The sequence below is a fragment of the Haloarchaeobius baliensis genome (genome assembly GCF_052060055.1).
Classification (GTDB): domain Archaea; phylum Halobacteriota; class Halobacteria; order Halobacteriales; family Natrialbaceae; genus Haloarchaeobius; species Haloarchaeobius baliensis.
In genome coordinates this window covers 560,916-577,914 of the sequence record NZ_JBPPFR010000001.1, presented here as the reverse complement: position 1 = coordinate 577,914, position 16,999 = coordinate 560,916, and the positions used below count along the sequence as shown (strand labels likewise).

Annotated in this window: 24 protein-coding genes; 6 read left to right on the top strand and 18 right to left on the bottom strand. The window is 48.5% G+C overall.

Translation table 11 applies throughout. The annotated features are described in order from the left end of the window. Positions 1–30 precede the first annotated feature (30 nt). Positions 31–492, top strand: a complete 462-nt coding sequence (locus ACSG06_RS02970) for an NUDIX hydrolase (protein WP_440988774.1) — start codon at positions 31–33, stop codon at positions 490–492. A gap of 6 nt (positions 493–498) precedes the next feature. Here the strand turns inward: ACSG06_RS02970 and ACSG06_RS02965 are convergent, their stop codons facing one another. Further along, positions 499–1,170, bottom strand: a complete 672-nt coding sequence (locus ACSG06_RS02965; protein ID WP_440988773.1) for an alpha/beta hydrolase — start codon at positions 1,168–1,170, stop codon at positions 499–501. Positions 1,171–1,316: 146 nt separating this feature from the next. Between ACSG06_RS02965 and ACSG06_RS02960 the strand changes: the two genes are divergently transcribed. The 3 genes from ACSG06_RS02960 to ACSG06_RS02950 are packed head-to-tail and all read left to right on the top strand — an operon-like array spanning position 1,317 to position 2,138. Continuing rightward, entirely contained in the window at positions 1,317–1,595 is a 279-nt protein-coding gene (locus tag ACSG06_RS02960; RefSeq protein ID WP_440988772.1) for a hypothetical protein, read from the top strand. Beyond that, positions 1,595–1,942, top strand: a complete 348-nt coding sequence (locus ACSG06_RS02955; protein WP_440988771.1) for a hypothetical protein — start codon at positions 1,595–1,597, stop codon at positions 1,940–1,942. Before ACSG06_RS02960 ends, ACSG06_RS02955 begins: the two co-directional genes overlap by 1 nt. A gap of 37 nt (positions 1,943–1,979) precedes the next feature. Continuing rightward, positions 1,980–2,138 carry a hypothetical protein gene (locus tag ACSG06_RS02950; protein WP_440988770.1) on the top strand — a complete coding sequence of 53 codons (159 nt, stop codon included), beginning with the start codon at positions 1,980–1,982 and terminating at the stop codon, positions 2,136–2,138. Here the strand turns inward: ACSG06_RS02950 and ACSG06_RS02945 are convergent. From ACSG06_RS02945 to ACSG06_RS02920, 6 genes are all read right to left on the bottom strand, one after another. Next, on the bottom strand, positions 2,135–2,452 hold the full coding sequence (locus tag ACSG06_RS02945; RefSeq protein ID WP_440988769.1) for a hypothetical protein: 318 nt from the start codon (positions 2,450–2,452) through the stop codon (positions 2,135–2,137). The genes ACSG06_RS02950 and ACSG06_RS02945 overlap by 4 nt on opposite strands. A 36-nt stretch (positions 2,453–2,488) precedes the next feature. Next, entirely contained in the window at positions 2,489–2,872 is a 384-nt protein-coding gene (locus tag ACSG06_RS02940; RefSeq protein WP_440988768.1) for a hypothetical protein, read from the bottom strand. Beyond that, positions 2,869–3,471 (bottom strand): site-specific integrase, encoded by a 603-nt coding sequence (locus ACSG06_RS02935; RefSeq protein WP_440988767.1) that lies wholly within the window; start codon positions 3,469–3,471, stop codon positions 2,869–2,871. The genes ACSG06_RS02940 and ACSG06_RS02935 overlap by 4 nt, the downstream gene beginning before the upstream one ends. A 107-nt stretch (positions 3,472–3,578) precedes the next feature. Further along, a complete protein-coding gene (locus ACSG06_RS02930; protein WP_440988766.1) occupies positions 3,579–3,905 on the bottom strand; it encodes a hypothetical protein in 327 nt (108 codons plus the stop codon). Positions 3,906–4,001: 96 nt separating this feature from the next. Continuing rightward, complete coding sequence (locus ACSG06_RS02925) at positions 4,002–4,439, bottom strand: hypothetical protein (RefSeq protein WP_440988765.1); 438 nt, start codon at positions 4,437–4,439, stop codon at positions 4,002–4,004. Continuing rightward, a complete protein-coding gene (locus ACSG06_RS02920; protein ID WP_440988764.1) occupies positions 4,436–4,771 on the bottom strand; it encodes a hypothetical protein in 336 nt (111 codons plus the stop codon). The genes ACSG06_RS02925 and ACSG06_RS02920 overlap by 4 nt, the downstream gene beginning before the upstream one ends. A gap of 227 nt (positions 4,772–4,998) precedes the next feature. Here ACSG06_RS02920 and ACSG06_RS02915 point away from each other — a divergent pair, with 227 nt between their 5' ends. Further along, complete coding sequence (locus ACSG06_RS02915) at positions 4,999–5,829, top strand: NotI family restriction endonuclease (RefSeq protein WP_440988763.1); 831 nt, start codon at positions 4,999–5,001, stop codon at positions 5,827–5,829. Here the strand turns inward: ACSG06_RS02915 and ACSG06_RS02910 are convergent. The 6 genes from ACSG06_RS02910 to ACSG06_RS02885 all read right to left on the bottom strand — a co-directional run bounded on the left by ACSG06_RS02910 (position 5,826) and on the right by ACSG06_RS02885 (position 12,780). Beyond that, entirely contained in the window at positions 5,826–6,899 is a 1,074-nt protein-coding gene (locus tag ACSG06_RS02910) for a DNA-methyltransferase (protein WP_440988762.1), read from the bottom strand. The genes ACSG06_RS02915 and ACSG06_RS02910 overlap by 4 nt on opposite strands. Before the next feature lie 205 nt (positions 6,900–7,104). Next, positions 7,105–8,277 (bottom strand): hypothetical protein, encoded by a 1,173-nt coding sequence (locus ACSG06_RS02905; RefSeq protein ID WP_440988761.1) that lies wholly within the window; start codon positions 8,275–8,277, stop codon positions 7,105–7,107. After that, positions 8,270–9,172 (bottom strand): hypothetical protein, encoded by a 903-nt coding sequence (locus ACSG06_RS02900; protein ID WP_440988760.1) that lies wholly within the window; start codon positions 9,170–9,172, stop codon positions 8,270–8,272. Before ACSG06_RS02900 ends, ACSG06_RS02905 begins: the two co-directional genes overlap by 8 nt. Before the next feature lie 36 nt (positions 9,173–9,208). Then, positions 9,209–9,988 (bottom strand): DUF8063 family protein, encoded by a 780-nt coding sequence (locus tag ACSG06_RS02895; protein WP_440988759.1) that lies wholly within the window; start codon positions 9,986–9,988, stop codon positions 9,209–9,211. 119 nt (positions 9,989–10,107) lie between these two features. Beyond that, the gene (locus tag ACSG06_RS02890; RefSeq protein ID WP_440988758.1) at positions 10,108–12,264 is read right to left on the bottom strand and encodes an Env/VP5 family phage fusion protein; all 2,157 of its coding nucleotides are present in this window, start codon (positions 12,262–12,264) and stop codon (positions 10,108–10,110) included. 15 nt (positions 12,265–12,279) lie between these two features. Next, the gene (locus tag ACSG06_RS02885) at positions 12,280–12,780 is read right to left on the bottom strand and encodes a hypothetical protein (RefSeq protein ID WP_440988757.1); all 501 of its coding nucleotides are present in this window, start codon (positions 12,778–12,780) and stop codon (positions 12,280–12,282) included. A 298-nt stretch (positions 12,781–13,078) separates the two neighbouring features. On the opposite strand from ACSG06_RS02885, the gene ACSG06_RS02880 reads away from it, so the two are divergent. Next, on the top strand, positions 13,079–13,354 hold the full coding sequence (locus ACSG06_RS02880; RefSeq protein ID WP_440988756.1) for an HTH domain-containing protein: 276 nt from the start codon (positions 13,079–13,081) through the stop codon (positions 13,352–13,354). A 202-nt stretch (positions 13,355–13,556) separates the two neighbouring features. Here ACSG06_RS02880 and ACSG06_RS02875 read toward each other — a convergent pair whose 3' ends face one another. From ACSG06_RS02875 to ACSG06_RS02855, 5 genes are all read right to left on the bottom strand, one after another. Further along, a complete protein-coding gene (locus tag ACSG06_RS02875) occupies positions 13,557–13,877 on the bottom strand; it encodes a hypothetical protein (RefSeq protein WP_440988755.1) in 321 nt (106 codons plus the stop codon). Positions 13,878–14,079: 202 nt separating this feature from the next. Further along, entirely contained in the window at positions 14,080–14,235 is a 156-nt protein-coding gene (locus tag ACSG06_RS02870; RefSeq protein WP_440988754.1) for a hypothetical protein, read from the bottom strand. Next, positions 14,232–14,486: a hypothetical protein gene (locus ACSG06_RS02865; RefSeq protein ID WP_440988753.1), complete on the bottom strand. Its 255-nt coding sequence runs from the start codon at positions 14,484–14,486 to the stop codon at positions 14,232–14,234. Before ACSG06_RS02865 ends, ACSG06_RS02870 begins: the two co-directional genes overlap by 4 nt. A gap of 80 nt (positions 14,487–14,566) precedes the next feature. After that, entirely contained in the window at positions 14,567–16,462 is a 1,896-nt protein-coding gene (locus ACSG06_RS02860) for an ATP-binding protein (protein WP_440988752.1), read from the bottom strand. Then, positions 16,459–16,965 carry a hypothetical protein gene (locus tag ACSG06_RS02855; protein WP_440988751.1) on the bottom strand — a complete coding sequence of 169 codons (507 nt, stop codon included), beginning with the start codon at positions 16,963–16,965 and terminating at the stop codon, positions 16,459–16,461. The genes ACSG06_RS02860 and ACSG06_RS02855 overlap by 4 nt, the downstream gene beginning before the upstream one ends. Positions 16,966–16,999 lie beyond the last annotated feature (34 nt).

Genomic DNA, 16,999 nt, shown 5'->3' with positions numbered 1-16,999 from the left:
TACTCGGAACTGCCGTCTTCTTCGCGGTCCATGCCTCCCATCCAGACGACGGTCCTCGGTATCCTCGAACGCGACGGCGAGTACCTCCTCCAGCGTCTCACCGACCCCGGCGAGGGAGCGTTCTATCGACCAATCGGCGGCGGCATCGAGTTCGGCGAGACCAGTGCCGAGGCGCTGGAGCGCGAGTTCCGGGAGGAGCTCGGTGTCGAACTCTCGGCCGGACCCACCGTCGGTACCATCGAGAACCGGTTCACGTGGGACGGCGAGCCCGACCACGAGATCGTCGTCCTTCGAGAAGCGACGTTCGAGGACGGATTGCTGTACGAGCGCGAGGAGTTCTCCGGTGTCGACGCCGGCGGGGCCGTGGAGTACGACGCCGGCTGGTTCGACCTCGAATCGGTACAGGAGCGCGCGGAACCGCTGTACCCCGAGGGGCTGGTCGCCCTGCTCGATAGCGACGGGGCCGGCGCGGGCCACGTCGCAGAGCCCTGACGCCGGTCAGTCGCCGTCCGGCACCAGGTAGTCGAGCGTCTCCGCCACCACCGTCGTCCGGTTCTCGTTGAACGAGTGGTCCTCGCCGGGAATCTCGCGCAGTTCCGCGTCCGCGAGCGCGGCGGTCAGCCTCTCGGCGTCGTCGGCCGAGACCACCTCGTCCTCGTTGCCGCGGAGGATTCGCACGGGTGCGTCGACGCCCGCCACGTCCCCGGCGTCGAGTTGCAGGTCCTCCGTCTCGCCGAGGGGCGTGTCGTAGTGGTTCTCAAAATTCGACTCGTCGGCGAGCCGCACCGCCGGTGCCCAGCCGAGCACGCGCTCGAACGCGTCCAGGTCGTGTGTCAATCCGATTCTGCCCCCGAAGCTCTTCGCGAGCAGGAACAGCCGGTCGTAGCCACGGTCCCCGACCTCGGCGATGGCCGCGTCGAGTTCGGCGTGGAAGTCGGCGAACGACTTCGCCCGCAGCTCGTCGGCCGTCGTCCACGTCTCGAAGCGGTAGGTCGCGACGCTCTCCTGTGCGAGTTCGTAGGCGGTGATGTCGAAGATGTCGCCGAAGGGACCGTGGCCGCCGCCGGGGAGCACGAGTACGCAGGTGTCGGTGTCGCTGGCTTCGGGTGTGTTCAGTCGCGCCTCGTACGTCTCGCCGTCGACGTCGAGTTCGAGGAGGGAGATCGCCATGCTGTGGCGTCAATCGGTCGGCGGAAAAGGGTGCCGTGGGTGTGGGAACGGTTCACTTCCCCCAGAAGGAATCCCAGCGTTACTTAGATTCTACGTAAGTTATTTCCCTAGTCCACCCATTAGTGTGAGGTAGAGGTTTTCAATCAGTGAGTGAGTCCCAGAACGCCGACGATCTCGAAGAACAGGTTGATGAACTTCAGAGCAAAGTGGAGCGTTTAGAAGAACAGTCTCAGGGGCGGAACCAGATCGAGATCAGCTCGCATGATCTAACGGTTCAGGCGTCGTCGGAAGAGGCTGAAATGGAGGAATTGATGCAGTTGTGTAGTGAGGAGATGGAGAATATCAGTAAGCGGGCGCTGGTGGGCGAATATCAGGAACTCGAACAGGAAGGTCTTCACAGTCAGTTGTTCGGAGGTGGCGACTGATGTTCGGGTTGCTCAAATCTAGCGGTGACGAAGCGGAAGGAGAAGAACAGGAAGAGAATGAACACTCCGTCACTAACCGGAAGATGGAACTCAAAATCAGGGAGTGTAACGATATGGTCACGCAGGTTAATCAGTGCGGTTGGAGTGAATACAAACTGCCTGACGACCCTTCTTATGGACAAGTGAATATGCTCTATGACGACCTGAGTCGATTGTATGAGAAAGTCTCGGAGAATCGCCCCCACGACCACGAGGAGCGGAAGAAGATTTTGAATGCGACTCAAGCCGTGATGGAGTTGAGGGACATGTATCACATCTACACCTACGAGGGCGTGGAGAACCCGTAGCCGAACCGTTTTAGACCTGTAATATAGTTTATACTATATGAAAGAAATAGAAGAGATGAGCAACGACGAATTGGTAGAAGAGTATCGTGAAACCGTTGAATTTCGTGCGATTGAATCAGAACACGGGCAAGTCACTCCGCACGAAATAGACTATCGGAAGGCGTTAGAACAGGAAATTGTTGATCGGATGCGCTAGTCTTCTGCGTCCTGAACGACTCGGTAGTATCCTTTTGTGGGCTGATATACCTCTCCTCGGTGATGTAATTCATCAACGACTGCTTCGACCTTTGGATCATCTGCGTCGTACTCTTCCTTGATCTCGGAAACAGGAACTGGTCCATGTGTATGTATGAAATACAGTACGGACAGCTCATCGAAGGTTATCTTGTTCTCTTCCGATTCTAGGCGCAGGATTTCGCCCTCATCCTCATGAACTACAGTTCCCACGTACTGATCGTCACTGAGAAAGCAAGCTGTGCTATCGTCTACGATTTGCATATTGTCTATCATATAGCGTATAAAGGGGTTGAGAGAGTAAAGGAGTAATCAAATCTCAGATGCTAATACAGTCTCAGGACTCTCCTCTATACATTCCTCGCAGTAGCCGTGTTTGTATTCTACATTCGAACACTCGGAACACACCACTTCGTCTAGTAACTCTTCTAAATCCTCTTGAATATCCTCGGGTTCATAATCCCACATACCAGCGTGACCGCTATCGATTCCTACTACCTCCATATTTGATCTTGCGTAGGTTACATAATTCTGAATGTCGAGATCGTGATTCTCATAGAGATCGTCTCGATATACATGAGCATAGGCGCAGTAGTTATCTACTATTGTGCGCTCCACAATTATACACTCTACACCCTGATATTCCCATTCTGAGACGATCTCTGCTTCTCCAGCTGTTTCTTGTTTCCAGCTCATAGCGAATCACCCATCTCTTGACCGATTTTCTTGGGAGTTGGCTTTGTCAAGTAGGGTTCAATAGCATCGTAGGACGACCACCCGCCAATCTCCATCATTACCCGTACTGCGACACTCTGCTCGACAAGATGGTGTGATGCCCATGTACGGCGGAGATCGTGGCTGGAAACCTCATACCAGCGTCCCTCGCCCGTTTCCTCAGCGATCTGGTCCGTAATCTCTCGAACCCACCGTCCGATACTAGACTCGCTCTTCTGGACATACGGTTCGTCATCAGCTATGTTTCGCTCGGAGGCATACCGGTCCAGATTTTCTTTAACCTTAGTAGGAACGTAGGCATCTCTGACTGTCTTCTCGCCTCCTTTGGTATTTTTCCCACGCACTCGAAGTTCCCAGTATTCACCGTCACCATTCCAGCGGAGGTTTTCGGGTCGAGCTGAGGGAACGCCTGAAGATCTACATCCTACACGAGCCATCAGTTGGATCGCTATTTCTTGCTCCCAATCTCTTTCTCGGGCATACTGTTCGACTGTTCTGATTTCGTCGGGAAAACTAAGCCAGCATTTGGACCTAGCTTCGTCGTCTTCTATTCTAACCATACACGAATTGTTGTGTCTATTTGCCTATATTACTTATGGTAAGTTAGTGAAAATAAGGGAATTAGGGTATATATGGAGAAATGTGGCGGACTTGTGGCACAACTCGGCTATATCGTACTCGCTAAAATGTCGCTATCTGAAAGAACTTTCTCGTTCCTATAGATCACTTTCTTAGACGATCTTATCCCAGCTATAGCCGATTTTTTACCGTCTACATTCCTGAATTCTAATAATTCTATTTCTTCAAAATTATCCCAATTTGTCACTTCGAAAACTATATCGGAATATATGTAGTGGATTTGATTGTCAAGAACCTCTATAATTGCGTATAATTCTCCGAACTCTCCCTTCTCCTTCGTGGATTCTCTGACTGTCTCATTCATTCTGATCACGAGCCTGCTGACTCTTCTCACTGCGGTCATTGTCGTCCTCATCGTCCTCCTCTGAACCTGAATTCCGAGCTAGGGAGATCAAGAAGACTCCAAGGAATAGACCTGCCAGAACGACTTGCAGGAGTGGGTGTAGCTCGATCATGACCCATCACCTCCTTCGGGGTGAGGACAATATTTCTCGATTAGACGATCTTCCTTTGCTTCCGCTATTTCCTCGTGTTCGAAGTCTTCAGTGTAATCTTTGAGAGCAATGAAAGCACCAGAATCCTTGTCGTAGACAAGCCTGAACGCTTTGTTGTCCGTGTAGTCCTCCGTTTCACCTCCACCGTTATCAGCAGACTCGATTACCCTATCTTCGGGAGGAACATATTCATCGCACTCAAGATAGTAATAATCAGACTGAGCCACCAGCTGATTAGGGTCTTCCTCGATCACTTTCGGCACCTCTACCTCCTCTACTTCTGTGACAGTCTCGGTTTCAGTGACTACTCTGGGCTCGTGGATTTGGTATCCAGCGAGGAAACTTACGCTACAGAGAGCTAAGATCAATCCAATAGTAACTACTCGGTCCTTCATGCGTCATCACCTCCATTCTGTGTCGCACGAATAGCGTTCAGAATCCGTTCTCGTCGCTTGTACGCACTGAAGCCAACATACGCTGAAACGCCGAGAATTGCTAACGTCCAGAATACTATACTAGAAGTCGTGACTTGGATTACTTCTCCAGAATACTCACTGGCATAGGAATGTGGCTTCGTGTTTGATCCGTACCAGATTCCTCCGATAGCAATACCGACCGCAACTACAACCCGACCTGTGAATTCAGTAATCTCTGCTTTGATGTACTCTACTTGTTCTTCAGAATCGAGATCTCCGAAATCCCGTTCCTCATACTGTGTGACTTTCATATCGTCGTCAGACATAACAATTAACTAATACTTTTTCCAGTCCTAAAGTAATTTCCACGTCTAACGCTATGATTGAAACTAGAGCGCCAATTATTGATTTGAATGTGGGGTTCGAGCAGTTAGAATCAGATTATCCGGAACTCAGTCCGTAGTGAGTATGATTTACGCTCATCACCTCAAGTACCTTTTAAGATAGTTTTATTTAATGTCTGGATTATGTCGCTAGAGTGAACCCCGATATTGGAAAGCATCCGACTGAGTTCTATGGACACCCGCCGTGGGTGGATTCTGATGAAGCCGAGGAGGAACGAGAGAACGAACACTGCCCATTCACAGGCAACCGATGTTCCAAGCGCAGGAAGTCCGATAACGATGTTACCATAGGGACTTGCTCGGTCGGCTACAAGGGTCGAGGCGTATCAGAATACAAACCACATGTCATATGTCCGAAACGGTTCTATACTGATGAGGTATTCGAACCAGTCAAATCACTCTTTGTCGATGAAGGGGAGCATTTCAGAGTACCCGAAGTAGCCCTCTTCGGAGCGTCTATTGACTTTGTAGCAGGAAAGCAGGATAGTAGTGGAGAGATCATAGACTTCGCTGGAATCGAAATACAGGCTATCGACACAACTGGCTCGGTTTGGGAACACAAGAAAGCCTACGAGAATGGCGAAGATATGGGGGAGGTCGATAAGAACTACGGGATGAATTGGAAGATGTCACTCCCAAAGACGATGATGCAACAAGCCTTCCAAAAGGGGCAGGCATTCGATGAATGGGGAGAGAACATCATCTTCCTAATTCAGGACGTTTCCCTCGATTACCTACACCGAACGGTCAACACGTCAAGGCTAGAAGAGGCTAAGAAAGAAAACCCGGTCCACTTCTACACATACTCATTCGACTACAACTATGAAACGGAAAAGTACGAGTGGGAGATCGACCAGAAGTTATCTGCTGATCTTGAAGGCGTGAGTCAAATGATGGACTCGGACGAGAACGAAACAATCCCAACAAAGGACGACTTCAAGGGTAGCATCAAGAACAAGTTCTAAAGGTCAGTAAGCGTCTTCTGGACTCCTTTATCCAGTCGTTCCTGAGCAGTTTCGAGGTATTCTTTGGAAGCGTCGATGCCGATTCCACGCCGGTCAAACTTATTCGCCGCAACTACTGTCGTCCCCGTGCCAGCGAATGGATCTAATACAACTCCATCTTCTGGACACGAAGCCTTGATGGGAATTTCACAGAGGTCTACAGGGTAAACTGCACAGTGGCTGTCCTCTCTGTGTTCATCCTCAGGTACAACATCCCAAATATTCTCAGGCATAGGTCCATCAGCGTTGTATCGCAGGAAGTAGAACCCATTCTCTGCTTTCTCCCGAGCCCGTCCAGATAGATCCTCAGTGTCTCCATGCGTCGTCCGCTGTTCGTCACGGATGACCATTCTGAAGTCCTTGATCTCCCTGTTCTTCAGCATCTCCAAGTGTTCTTCTAGGGCGTCGATAGCATTCTCTTTTTCTTCCTCAGTGAGTGCGTCGTTGTTTTCGATTTGACGGCGATAGCGAGTACCAGATACTCCAGTAGGTGAAACCACGTCCCCATTATCTTTGAAAGTCAGTTCGAAGTCTTCGTCCTCTCGAATTGCCTCGTCATCGTAGTAGTAGCTCCCTTGCTGGACGAAATGGAAGATATACTCGTGCATCACACGCAGGCGGTCATTCGCTGAGCTGGGGTTCCCTTTGACCTTGTTCCAGATGATATCGTTCCTCAGCATCCAATCCTGACGATCTTTGAGAGCCAGTGCAGTCCTCCACGGAACACCTTGGAGATCTTTGTTCTCATACGTATCCCCGATATTCAACCAGAAACTACCTTCAGGCTTCAGAACCCGCTGAATCTCTCCAAAGATCTCAAGCAAATTGTCGATGAATTCCTCGAATGAAGGCTCTAGTCCAAGCTCACTCTCGCCTTCATATTCCCGGACACCCCAATACGGAGGAGAAGTCATTACACAGTCCACAGAATCATCAGGAAACTGCTTCAAAACATTTTGGCTGTCACCGTGAACAAGTGCATTCTGAGACTCTGACGACAGCCAATCGTCGATTTCTGAAGAAGCAATCATTACTACTCGTTAGGGCTTGTACCCCCTTTGAACTGACGGTCTTGGTCGATACTCAACCGCTCTACCTCCAGAATTCTCGGCGCTTATCTTCTATATTTTCCCTCTACGTAGTAGAGGGGAAAATACTCACGGGCGGGCGTATATTTTGAGATTCTGGCAGTAGAGCCGATTCTGTGGGAGAAATCGCCCACAGTTTCCAAAAGATCTACCAGTGAAGCGTATCAGCATTCCCTGCTAGGTCGAGTATATCTTCAGTGTCGTTATCAGGCTCATGAAGGTCGTCCATAGAGTGGTCAGGACAGAATCCAGTGTTATCTATCCCTACAGTCCGATCACATACTCTACAGCTATCATACTCCGCCTGTCCCGCTTCAGGTAGTTCATCATCCTCTGGGAAGTGGAATTCCTCTGCTCTTCGCCCGAACCCTGCCAGCTCGGACTCGATGAGATCACGATCCTCTTCTGTCCACTCCCAAGCTCCCTTATCCTTCGTTTCAGGGACGATTCCTTCCTCTTGTGCCCCTTCAATCATCTCAGGGATCGCATACATACTGAACTTCTTTCCTTTCGGTTGACCGCCGTCAATCGTCTTATAGAAGGTCGCTTTCTTCTTAGACTCCTTCTTGCAGATCGTCGCCATCTCTCGCATTTGCTTCCCAAGGTCAGTCCCGGAGTGGCCAATAAAGATGATTCGCCCTCCGTACCGCCTTATCAGGATTATTATTGGTAAGAGGGAGGAGTACGCCTGTTGCATATTGCTCATGGAGAGGGAATTAGCATAGAGCGAGGCTTCATCGAAGAGGAACAGCTTCGGTTTATCGTTGGATTTGAGCCACTTCAGAAGGTCTCTAATCTTGTTCGCATAGGTAGTCCCGTTGAGTGTGTCTACGTTGGATGCTAAAACCTCCTCAGACGGTGTATCTTCACCGTGTTTCCGTCGAACCCAGTCAAGGAATACCTGCATCCCTAGAGAGGCAAAGAAGGACTTTCCAGCGCCCATGTTCGCATAGAGGTATAGAATCGTGGCAGGCTGTGCTAGTAATTTCTCGTAGTTTTCTAGACCGGTCGCCTCGATCCCATCGTCATTCAATCCAGACATAGCCGATAGCTCCGAGATCTTCCCCTGTCGAATAGCCTCCATCACATTCTCCGACTTATTGTATCGGATCAGATCCTTCCATATCTCGCTCTCTTGGATGTCTACAGGCATATCTGGATGCCAGTAAGGGTAATTCTCTATCTGTAACTGAGCGAACCTCATAGACACATCATCCTTAAAAAACAGCACCCGATCATCTACCTCAGCAAGATGACCTGCTGAGTCTTTGATTTGCTCTGTTAGAGAGGCAGAGGCGTAGTAATTCTTGATATCACTCATCGGAATCACCTCCGTTGGACGAGTCATTCATGTCCTTTTTCATTTCCTGCTTAATCTCCTGTTCTGCCCGTTGTGCTAGGTCTTCAGATATATCCTGACCTAGGTCATCTACATCTAGTTCAAGCCTCTCGAAGCCCTCTATAGACTCCTCGAACAGCTCCTCTGGGTCGGACGTTCCCTCGTTAACTGCGTGTTGGTGCATAACCGAAAGTTGGGCAGAAATCTTGTTGACGTAGTGCTTGATTCGAGATTTCAGGGAGAGGCGGGCTTTCCGACCGAATTCAGCGTCCTCCTGAAGATTGTCCATAACGTGGGAGAGGTGTTCCTTATTGGATATCACCATGTCCTCGTCAATCTCAGCAGGGTATTGGTCTATATTCTGAAGCACATACTCCGCCTCAGAATCCTCATCAGCAACATCTAACATCCGAATCATCGCATACCTCCGACCAGCTACATCAACGCCTTCTCTGTACACTTCAGCCGTATCTGTGTTCCCGATCCATTCCACTGATTCATTCATCGGATTGAGTGTCCAAGGATCCGTTTTCCACGCACCAAACACATCTCCCTGTGCGTCTACCAAGGACACATAATCCCAATTCTTGCTGTATATCTCTTCTAAGATCTCTTTGAAACGAGTCCACACAAGCCCCTGTGCAACTGTCATTCCTACAATTAGGGATAAGAAGGCGTCTCCGTACCGAATAGATGATAACTGTTCAACGTATGGAATCGTGATAACTCCGATTAGATGTAGGAATAGGACTCCACCAACAAGGAGAAGAATATCTCTGCTAGATACCAGTTTAGTTAGGAGTCCTGTTTTGGAGCTACTGTCTTCTGAATACTGTTCTACCGTGCCTGTAATGTTGTTTTGATTTTTCTGACTCATAGTTATATCACTTAAGTTATATGTTGTTGTATGCTATTATTCTAATGGGATGAATTCATTCTCACCTTCCTGTTCCTTGTTCCTGACAAATCGGACAGTTTGAATTAATATCAGCGCACCTCCACCGAATCCAGCAAGTGGGATATACCACCACTTCAACGTCGAGAAGAACGAAGACTCATCTCGTCTCTCAATCGTATCCCCACGTTGGGCCTCGGGATCGACTACAGCAATCATCTGCGTTTGACTGCCATTCACCTTCTCCTCCTGCGCCTCCATCTGGATCTCCGTCACGCCAGCTTTGACCTGCTCAGTCCGGTAGGAGAAACCACTATCAGAAGCTATCGTAGCCGAAACATCCTGTAGCGTGACCGTCTTCCTCTCAGATGACTGAATCAGGAGCGTGACCGTCTCTTCTTCACTATTAAACTCGTATCCGACTACCTCAACGGAACTGGATATCTGTTTGTAGCCTTCCATCTGATTCCGTCTCTCCTGCTGTTGCTCTTCGATGTTTGAAACCCACTCCTGCGCCCTCTGACGCAGTTCAGGGTTGTCCTGTGACGATGGACTCTCGACCCACTGCTGAACCGCATTAAACTGCTCTCTATCGTCTATACGTATGATCGTGAGGACTTCCTGTGGAGTGATATCCGTACCACTTGATTCAGATTCTTGTTCATCGCTAGAATCGGACTCAGAATCCTCAGAACTCTCTTCATCACTACTCTGATCACTACTATCACCGTCAAAAGACTCAGCATCCTGTTCTTCTGGTGAATCCGTGTCAGAATCGGTTTGTTCGGACTGTGCCATAACGGGCATAGCCATGGACGATACTAGAACTAAACATACCACTATCAGAGTGATAAATCGACGTTTCATATACAAAGAAAAAGTACCGCAAATCCCAAAGGTTTAACCACTATGTAGGGTTAGACCGGGGATCTTCCAAGGATCAGCACAGCAGCAGCACCGATAATGACTATGGCGATGATACCAGTTTGGCCAAGATCTCCAAAGCTGAATCCACCTCCACTTCTATCAGCGACCTCAATGGTCGTTGTATACTGACTGTCGAGGCGGTCAGCAACGTTAGTTAGGTTGGTCTCAGTAGTATCGAACGTCCGAATTTCCACGGAAGACACTTCGGAATCGTCGCCAACTGTGATGCTGTCCACTGTGACACTACCATTCAGAGAGACACGCTCTCCACTGCTAGGGTCAACAGCGAACGTTCTCTGAGGACCTTCTGTGTAGTCATAGGACACTGAGAGGTCAATCGTAGAGGAACCAGTGTATTCGATTATACCTGCTTCAGCATCTACGATAGAGACGTTCGAGGACACATCTGTTCCACCACTATCTGTAGCGGATGTGATTGTGTCTATCTTGCCATTAGACAGCTGGACAGTATCTCCTTGAGCGACACTCGTGAAGGACTCAGAATTGCTCTGAGTGGAAGTAGACACATCGAATGTATCGTCTTCTGCGAGTACCGTGTTATCCGACGTTTGGTCGGCTAGATACTGCATATCCGTGCTGAATAGAACGACATTCTCATGTGTTCCATTCGAGTCAGTCACCGTCATCCGAGCGTTAGCTGGATCAACGACTGTCTCATACGTACCCGTGTACAGTGAAAGGACTGTAGCTGGATTATCTGGGTCAGCTGAGACTGTATAAGTCCCTAGCTCGTCGTAGACTCCCTCCATGTCCGTGACGGATTTGGAGTCGTCAGCAGCAATAGAACTGAGGCCATTAGACCAGATATCTTTCGCCCACTGCGAACTGATACTGTACGTCTCAGCAGATAGAGTATCTCGCTGTGTGACGAGATCGTGGGCTCTCACGAAGTCAACAGGTACAGCATAGGACTGTACACCTGATGTACTCGTTTGGATTACTACGTTTTTATCTGTCACTGCTGTAGAATCAGATACGTTGTAAGGCATAGCCACCTTAACTGTATCATCAGAGGACTGTGCGTAGGATGGATCAACATTAACCTTGACTGCGGTTAGTGTTACATCCGACTCTCCAACAGTCACTGTCGGAACTGAACTAGAGAGGTCTGATGGGTCCATTGTGACATTCTGACCTGAAGAGGCGAGATCTACAGTTACTCTGCTATCGGTAGATGTACCATTAGCAGTACTGATAGATGTGTCAGAGTCAGCATAGTAAGTCACGCCGGATTCGACTGTATCTACAGTAACATTTTGCAGATTTACAGATCCACTAGAGCTAGATCCGATGGTGCTTGTCGTTAGATTATTTATACTACCTTTTGACGAATCTTCTGGGAAGATCGTCGCAAAGGACGTACTAGTAGTTATCTCGTGACCGTTTCCGTTGATCACGAATGGAGCCCTCATCTTCATATACGACATATTTGAGTCGAACGCAAGGTCAGATTGGATATTCAGGATTACTGGTTGTGTGAATTCAGCATATCCATTACTGTCATACGTATCAGCGACAGCTTCGAAATCTGATGCGCTTTCGATATCATATACATGAACGGCTCCGTAATCACTCGACTGATTCACCGAGTCGAGCTTTTCCATGTATGTGTGAACGGACAGGGCGTGGTAATTGTGAGTCTCAATGAGATTCTGCTGAGTAGTCCACAGATAGTCTGAAGCCGTATTTTCTGCGAGAGTGACAGCCTCAGTTTCTGAGTTGACTGAATCGCCCTCAGCAATGAAGGCTTGACCGAGCTTCTGCTCAAGAGAACCCTCGATGGTGTTGATATCGTTATCAACGTTGTCGAGGAAGCCCTCATTAGTACCCTGAGACACTATAGCGTCGTCGTGGACAGCTTCCCTGAGTGTTTCATCAGTGGCCTGTTCCACGTCCTCTGCGCCGTCGAAGTACTCAGATTGTACATAGTCGGCAGCACCCATTATAGCAACTCCTGCTAGGATGCCTGCACCAGCTACGACAGGGGCTATAGCATCTGCTTCACCGACCGGACTGACATCATCTATTTCGTGCTGTGGAGAGACATATGCGCCTCCGACCACAGTGACGGACAATACCGCTATCGCCATCACAAACGACATCAACTTTTGAGTTATTCCATTCATTATAGATCACCCAAATTAGTTCTCCGTCGTGATTGCGAGGTATCCGTAAGTCGATGCTAGAACTGCTACAACCTGCCTCCAGTACTCTACTGTAATGGCGTTGTAGATGTCCGCAGCAAGAGTCATCTGACCCTGTAGAGCGTATGCGAGTAACGCAACTACAGTGAAACCAACAAGAATCGTGGTTCCAGTAGGGAGCGACTCAATATACGCTCTCACGTCAGCATTGTTGCTACGTCCAATGGCCTGTGCGGACTGATAGATCTGGACTGAGAAGAGTCCGAGACCTAGCACAACGCCCCATGTCCAGTCAACTCCACCTAATGTAAACGCAACATCGGACAGATTGACTGTCGTACTTGCTCCAGTTGGAATACTGAAGTCGAAGTTACTGAATATGGACGCTATTGCTGAGAAGAACAAGAACGACATTACAGCGTCGTATATTGATGTTTCCCCGAAATCGAAGGGGTTCGTTTCACCTGATCGACCGCTAAGTACATTTTGCAAATTCATGCGTTTATAAAAGCTTACTTAAAGGGTAAAACTATTTTGCCTTACTATAAGTTCTAAATTAAATATAGTATAGTATGAAAACTAATAGGAGCAAGACACGATGTTACTGGTGGAGGTGATATACAAAGTACTGTGAACAGCCAAATCCACCATATGAAAGATCCAGCTGGCATACCTGCTCTGTATGCCTGATTGTCGAACAAACCATATCACGCCGAACCGCCTTTTATCAGGGAACTTTTCTGAACGTATCTAACAGTTGAAAATAGTAATAGGAGAGAATCACGTGTATGTATACATGGGAAATAGAATTCAGGTTCAGAAAGTGTTAGCGAAATATCAGAGGGAACAGTTCAGTAACACAGTATCAGTAGCAGACGTAGTAGAATATGTAGAGATGAATCAGTATGAGATCAGTGAGAAGACCATCAGACGGACACTTAAAGAATTAGAAGAAGAAGGAGTAATTATAGAAACAGAGAAAGGGAACGTTAAGTGTTACATCCTGTGTGAAGATATGCTTCCTAACGCAGAGAAGTCAGAATTGTATGAAAATGCTGAGGACTTTCTGTAGGTTTCTAGAATTTTTGTAGGGAGTAATAATAGGTGGAATTCAGGGTAGTCGTAGAAAGTGGGGTTTGTCTCTCGGTGAAGTTTTGAATATAGATCCATAACAAGGGTTGTCGGGCGAGAATTTGAGCGTCAGCTTTGTCTCCAAACTAGTGACAAAATCGAACTATATTAGCGGAGTAGAAATAGGGGCGAAAAACAGCGATCTAGTCGTGGAGGAGCTGGTCATCCGAGTATTGTTGTGCATCCTCATCCGCTTCCGAATAAGTCATCCACACCGCAGTATCATACGCACTTTTCATACTGCCTAGATCTTCAGGGTCAATCTGCTCCGTAGGGATGTATTCCACACTATCAGCTACCCTCTCGCCCTCGGAATCAACCCCATACTGCACACATTTGAGGATGTGATGATCTTCCTCATTCATTTCTTCTCGTGCCTCTTCTCGCTGTTCCTGTTCAATCTCTTCCGCCTCTTCCTCGGTCGGTCGAGGCTGGTCTTCTGGAGGCAGGTCGTTCGGATTCATACGTTATCACCTGCCCTGTAGACACCGCTCATATTATTAAAGCACTCATCACACACTTCTGAATCCGACTCTAGGGATAAACACCGACCCACCGCTGAGTCTTCAGGTATATCCCATGAAGAGTCAGGATCCACACCACAGCTCGCACACGTTGAAGAATCGTTTGTGAAGTCGTCCAGCGTGTAGTTCTCTGCTTGTGCGCTCATGACGACATCACCTCTGCTATTTCATACGCTTCTTCGCTATCGATCATACCCTCTTCGTACATGTAGATTATCTCATCCTTCTGTTCGTCAGTTAGACCGTAGCCATCTAGTTGTTCATAATATGCTACATAGTATGGTTCAGGTTGGCTCATAGCGAACCACCCCGTACAACACTTGTTTGTGGTTCTACGTCGGTATCCGCTACCGCAATCACTCTCATCTTGAAGCCGTCATCATTCCACACGGTGAGATCGTATCCCTTCGAGCCAACGTCCTGAATCACGTACTGTCCACGTCGGAGGTAGTACCGAACTTCTGGTTGGGTCGGCTGGGAATCAATGCCCATCGCTATGTCTTTCACCACTATACGCCTGATATCAGAGACATTTAGTTTGTCTGTCATATCTACATATCTACAAATATACATACCTTCCCAAAGGTGTTCGGGAAAGTCGGAAAAGCAACGAAAAACGGAGAAAACAGTTAGCTCGAAGCCTCAGACACGATTTTACCATCAACCTCGAAGAACTCAGGTTGCTCCAACTTAGCATCAATCGCACTCTGAACCGTCTCTGGTTCCATGTCCTTTGACTCAACTAGACGCTCAGTGATGTTCTGACGAGTCGGAGCCTCATCGATATCATCATATATCACTTCAAGGACTTCCTCTACTGCCTGTTCAGCATCTACTCGATCTTCCGTCAGTCCTGTATACTGAACCGAACCCTCACCAATCCGTTCGAGGGATTCAGCGACCAGTTCAATCGCCTTGTCTACATCCTCCTTCGTCACTTCATCCCGGAGATGGAGTTTTGCCGACGAAACAGCGAGCCTGTGGACTGCTCCACCAGAGCGCATATCACCAGCATCCGAGTTCTGAATCAGTTGACCAACCATCTCGGACGCATATTCGAGCATATCTTGCCCGTAATGGACTTCCTTGCTTCGGGCAAGGTAGATAAGCATCTCAAGCTCTTCCTTGCTTAGAGGAGGGTCTTGTGCCCTTCCTATACCTGCCTGAGCTTTCGCCTTCTCAACTGCATTAGATGGGTCCTTCTCCACCACGAAGATTTGGTCCATCCTCGCCAGCAACTCCGGCGGGAAGTCAAACTCATCCTTGATGTTCATGTGTCCGCTGAACTCCCCGTATTTCGGGTTCGCTGACCCAATAAAGACGGTATTGGCAGGGAGCGTTGTATTGATGTTGTACTTGTTGAGCTTGATTTGTGAGTCAGAAAGCGTCGATAGGAGTTTTCCTAGACTGTCCTCGCTGAATTCGTCCAGTTCATCAACGAATGCTACACCATCATGAGCGTGGGCAAGTGCCCCTGCCGAGGCGATGGTTTCACCAGTTTCCTCGTTCTTCTCAACTGTTGCGGTTAACCCAACTCCAGTCGATGAAGATCCCGTCGCCATAACGGAATTTGGTAAGACTTCCTGAAGGTACTTCATCAGCTCCGACTTACCCGTTGACGGGTCGCCTATCATCAGAGCGTGCGACGTGTCTCTGATGTGTTCAGGAACGCCTCCAGAGCCACTAACAGCAGAATATAGTAGACCCCGTTTCTCTGCATCTCGGCAGACAACATGAGGTGCAAAGGAGTCGATTAGTTTCTGCTCGTAGTCGTCCGACTTAGTGAATTCTACTAACTCCTGTTCCTTCTCCTCTGGAACATCGACGCTATCGGAGTCATCCGTCTCGACATTGATGACGACTATCTCCTTGTGACTCTCGCCAGTCTTGTTATCGTCTATGTGTTTGAGGATTCCTGTAATTTCGACCCTTTCACCCGCTCTGATTGCCTGTCTATCTTCGTCACGGAATAGACGTAGAACGATAGACTCGGAATCCTCTGTTGCGTCGTCCACCAATTCAGAGACAACAGCCGTCTTTCGGTCTACACGCTTCCGCCGATCTTCTAGCTCACTGAATCTCGATTTCTCACACGTAGCGCAGGTAGAGGGCTCTTCCAGTCCCGCTTTGATGATGTTCTGTGTCTTAGTCGTCTTCTCTCCGCACTCTTGGCATTCATGGACCGTTTCAGCAACTACTGCGTCAGTGTCGGTTACGTGGTCCACTCTCCCCGTTATTTGAACCATCCGGTCATCTAACTTCGATTCCAGCTCAGATATGGTCAACTCACACTCAAAATTCTGGAACTGGATAGTGTAATCGTAGGAGTTACCGATATTAGCCAATTGATACGGATTGATCTGTAGGACATCATCGCCTGCGTGAACGATATCAGACGTGACTGTGATCTCCATCTCATCCTCATCGAATAGGATTCCATTGTCATCTACCTCATACGCCACATTTTCCCAGTTAGCACCTAACCCTGTTTGCGTGATGTACTGGAGGAAACCGTATCCACTCATAGTTCATCACCTCCAGCCTGTTCTAGCACATTCTGAGGGAGTCGTTCCTGTGGATCTACCTCGTCCACGTAGTCCTCGATCAGGTCTTCTAACTCCTCTTGGGTAGAAATGTGAGGATGATTCTGAAGCACCTCTTTGTAGCGAGGATTGTACTCGTACTGCATATCGAGTTGCTTCATCCCCGCAAGATGCTCTAGCTTCAGCTCTATCTCATGGGAAACAGATTCCTGCTCAGATAGTAGCTCCTTCTTGTACTCAAGGACTTCTCGCTTGTTCTCTATCTGGTCCTGTTTCTGTTCTACTTCCTGCTCCAACGCTTCAATTTCAGCTTCTAACTGGTCAACCTCTTCTTCTAAGGATGAGCGAGATAGATACATATCCACGATCTCCCTCATTAGTTCAGATGTACCACTCATTCCACGTCGGTCCACTTCCTGCTCTACCTTCTCCTTACGCTCTTCATCCATCCAATTAATTGAAGACGAAGGGTAGTCAGCAGACATACTCATCACCCGCCTGCACGGAGATTCTAGTCAA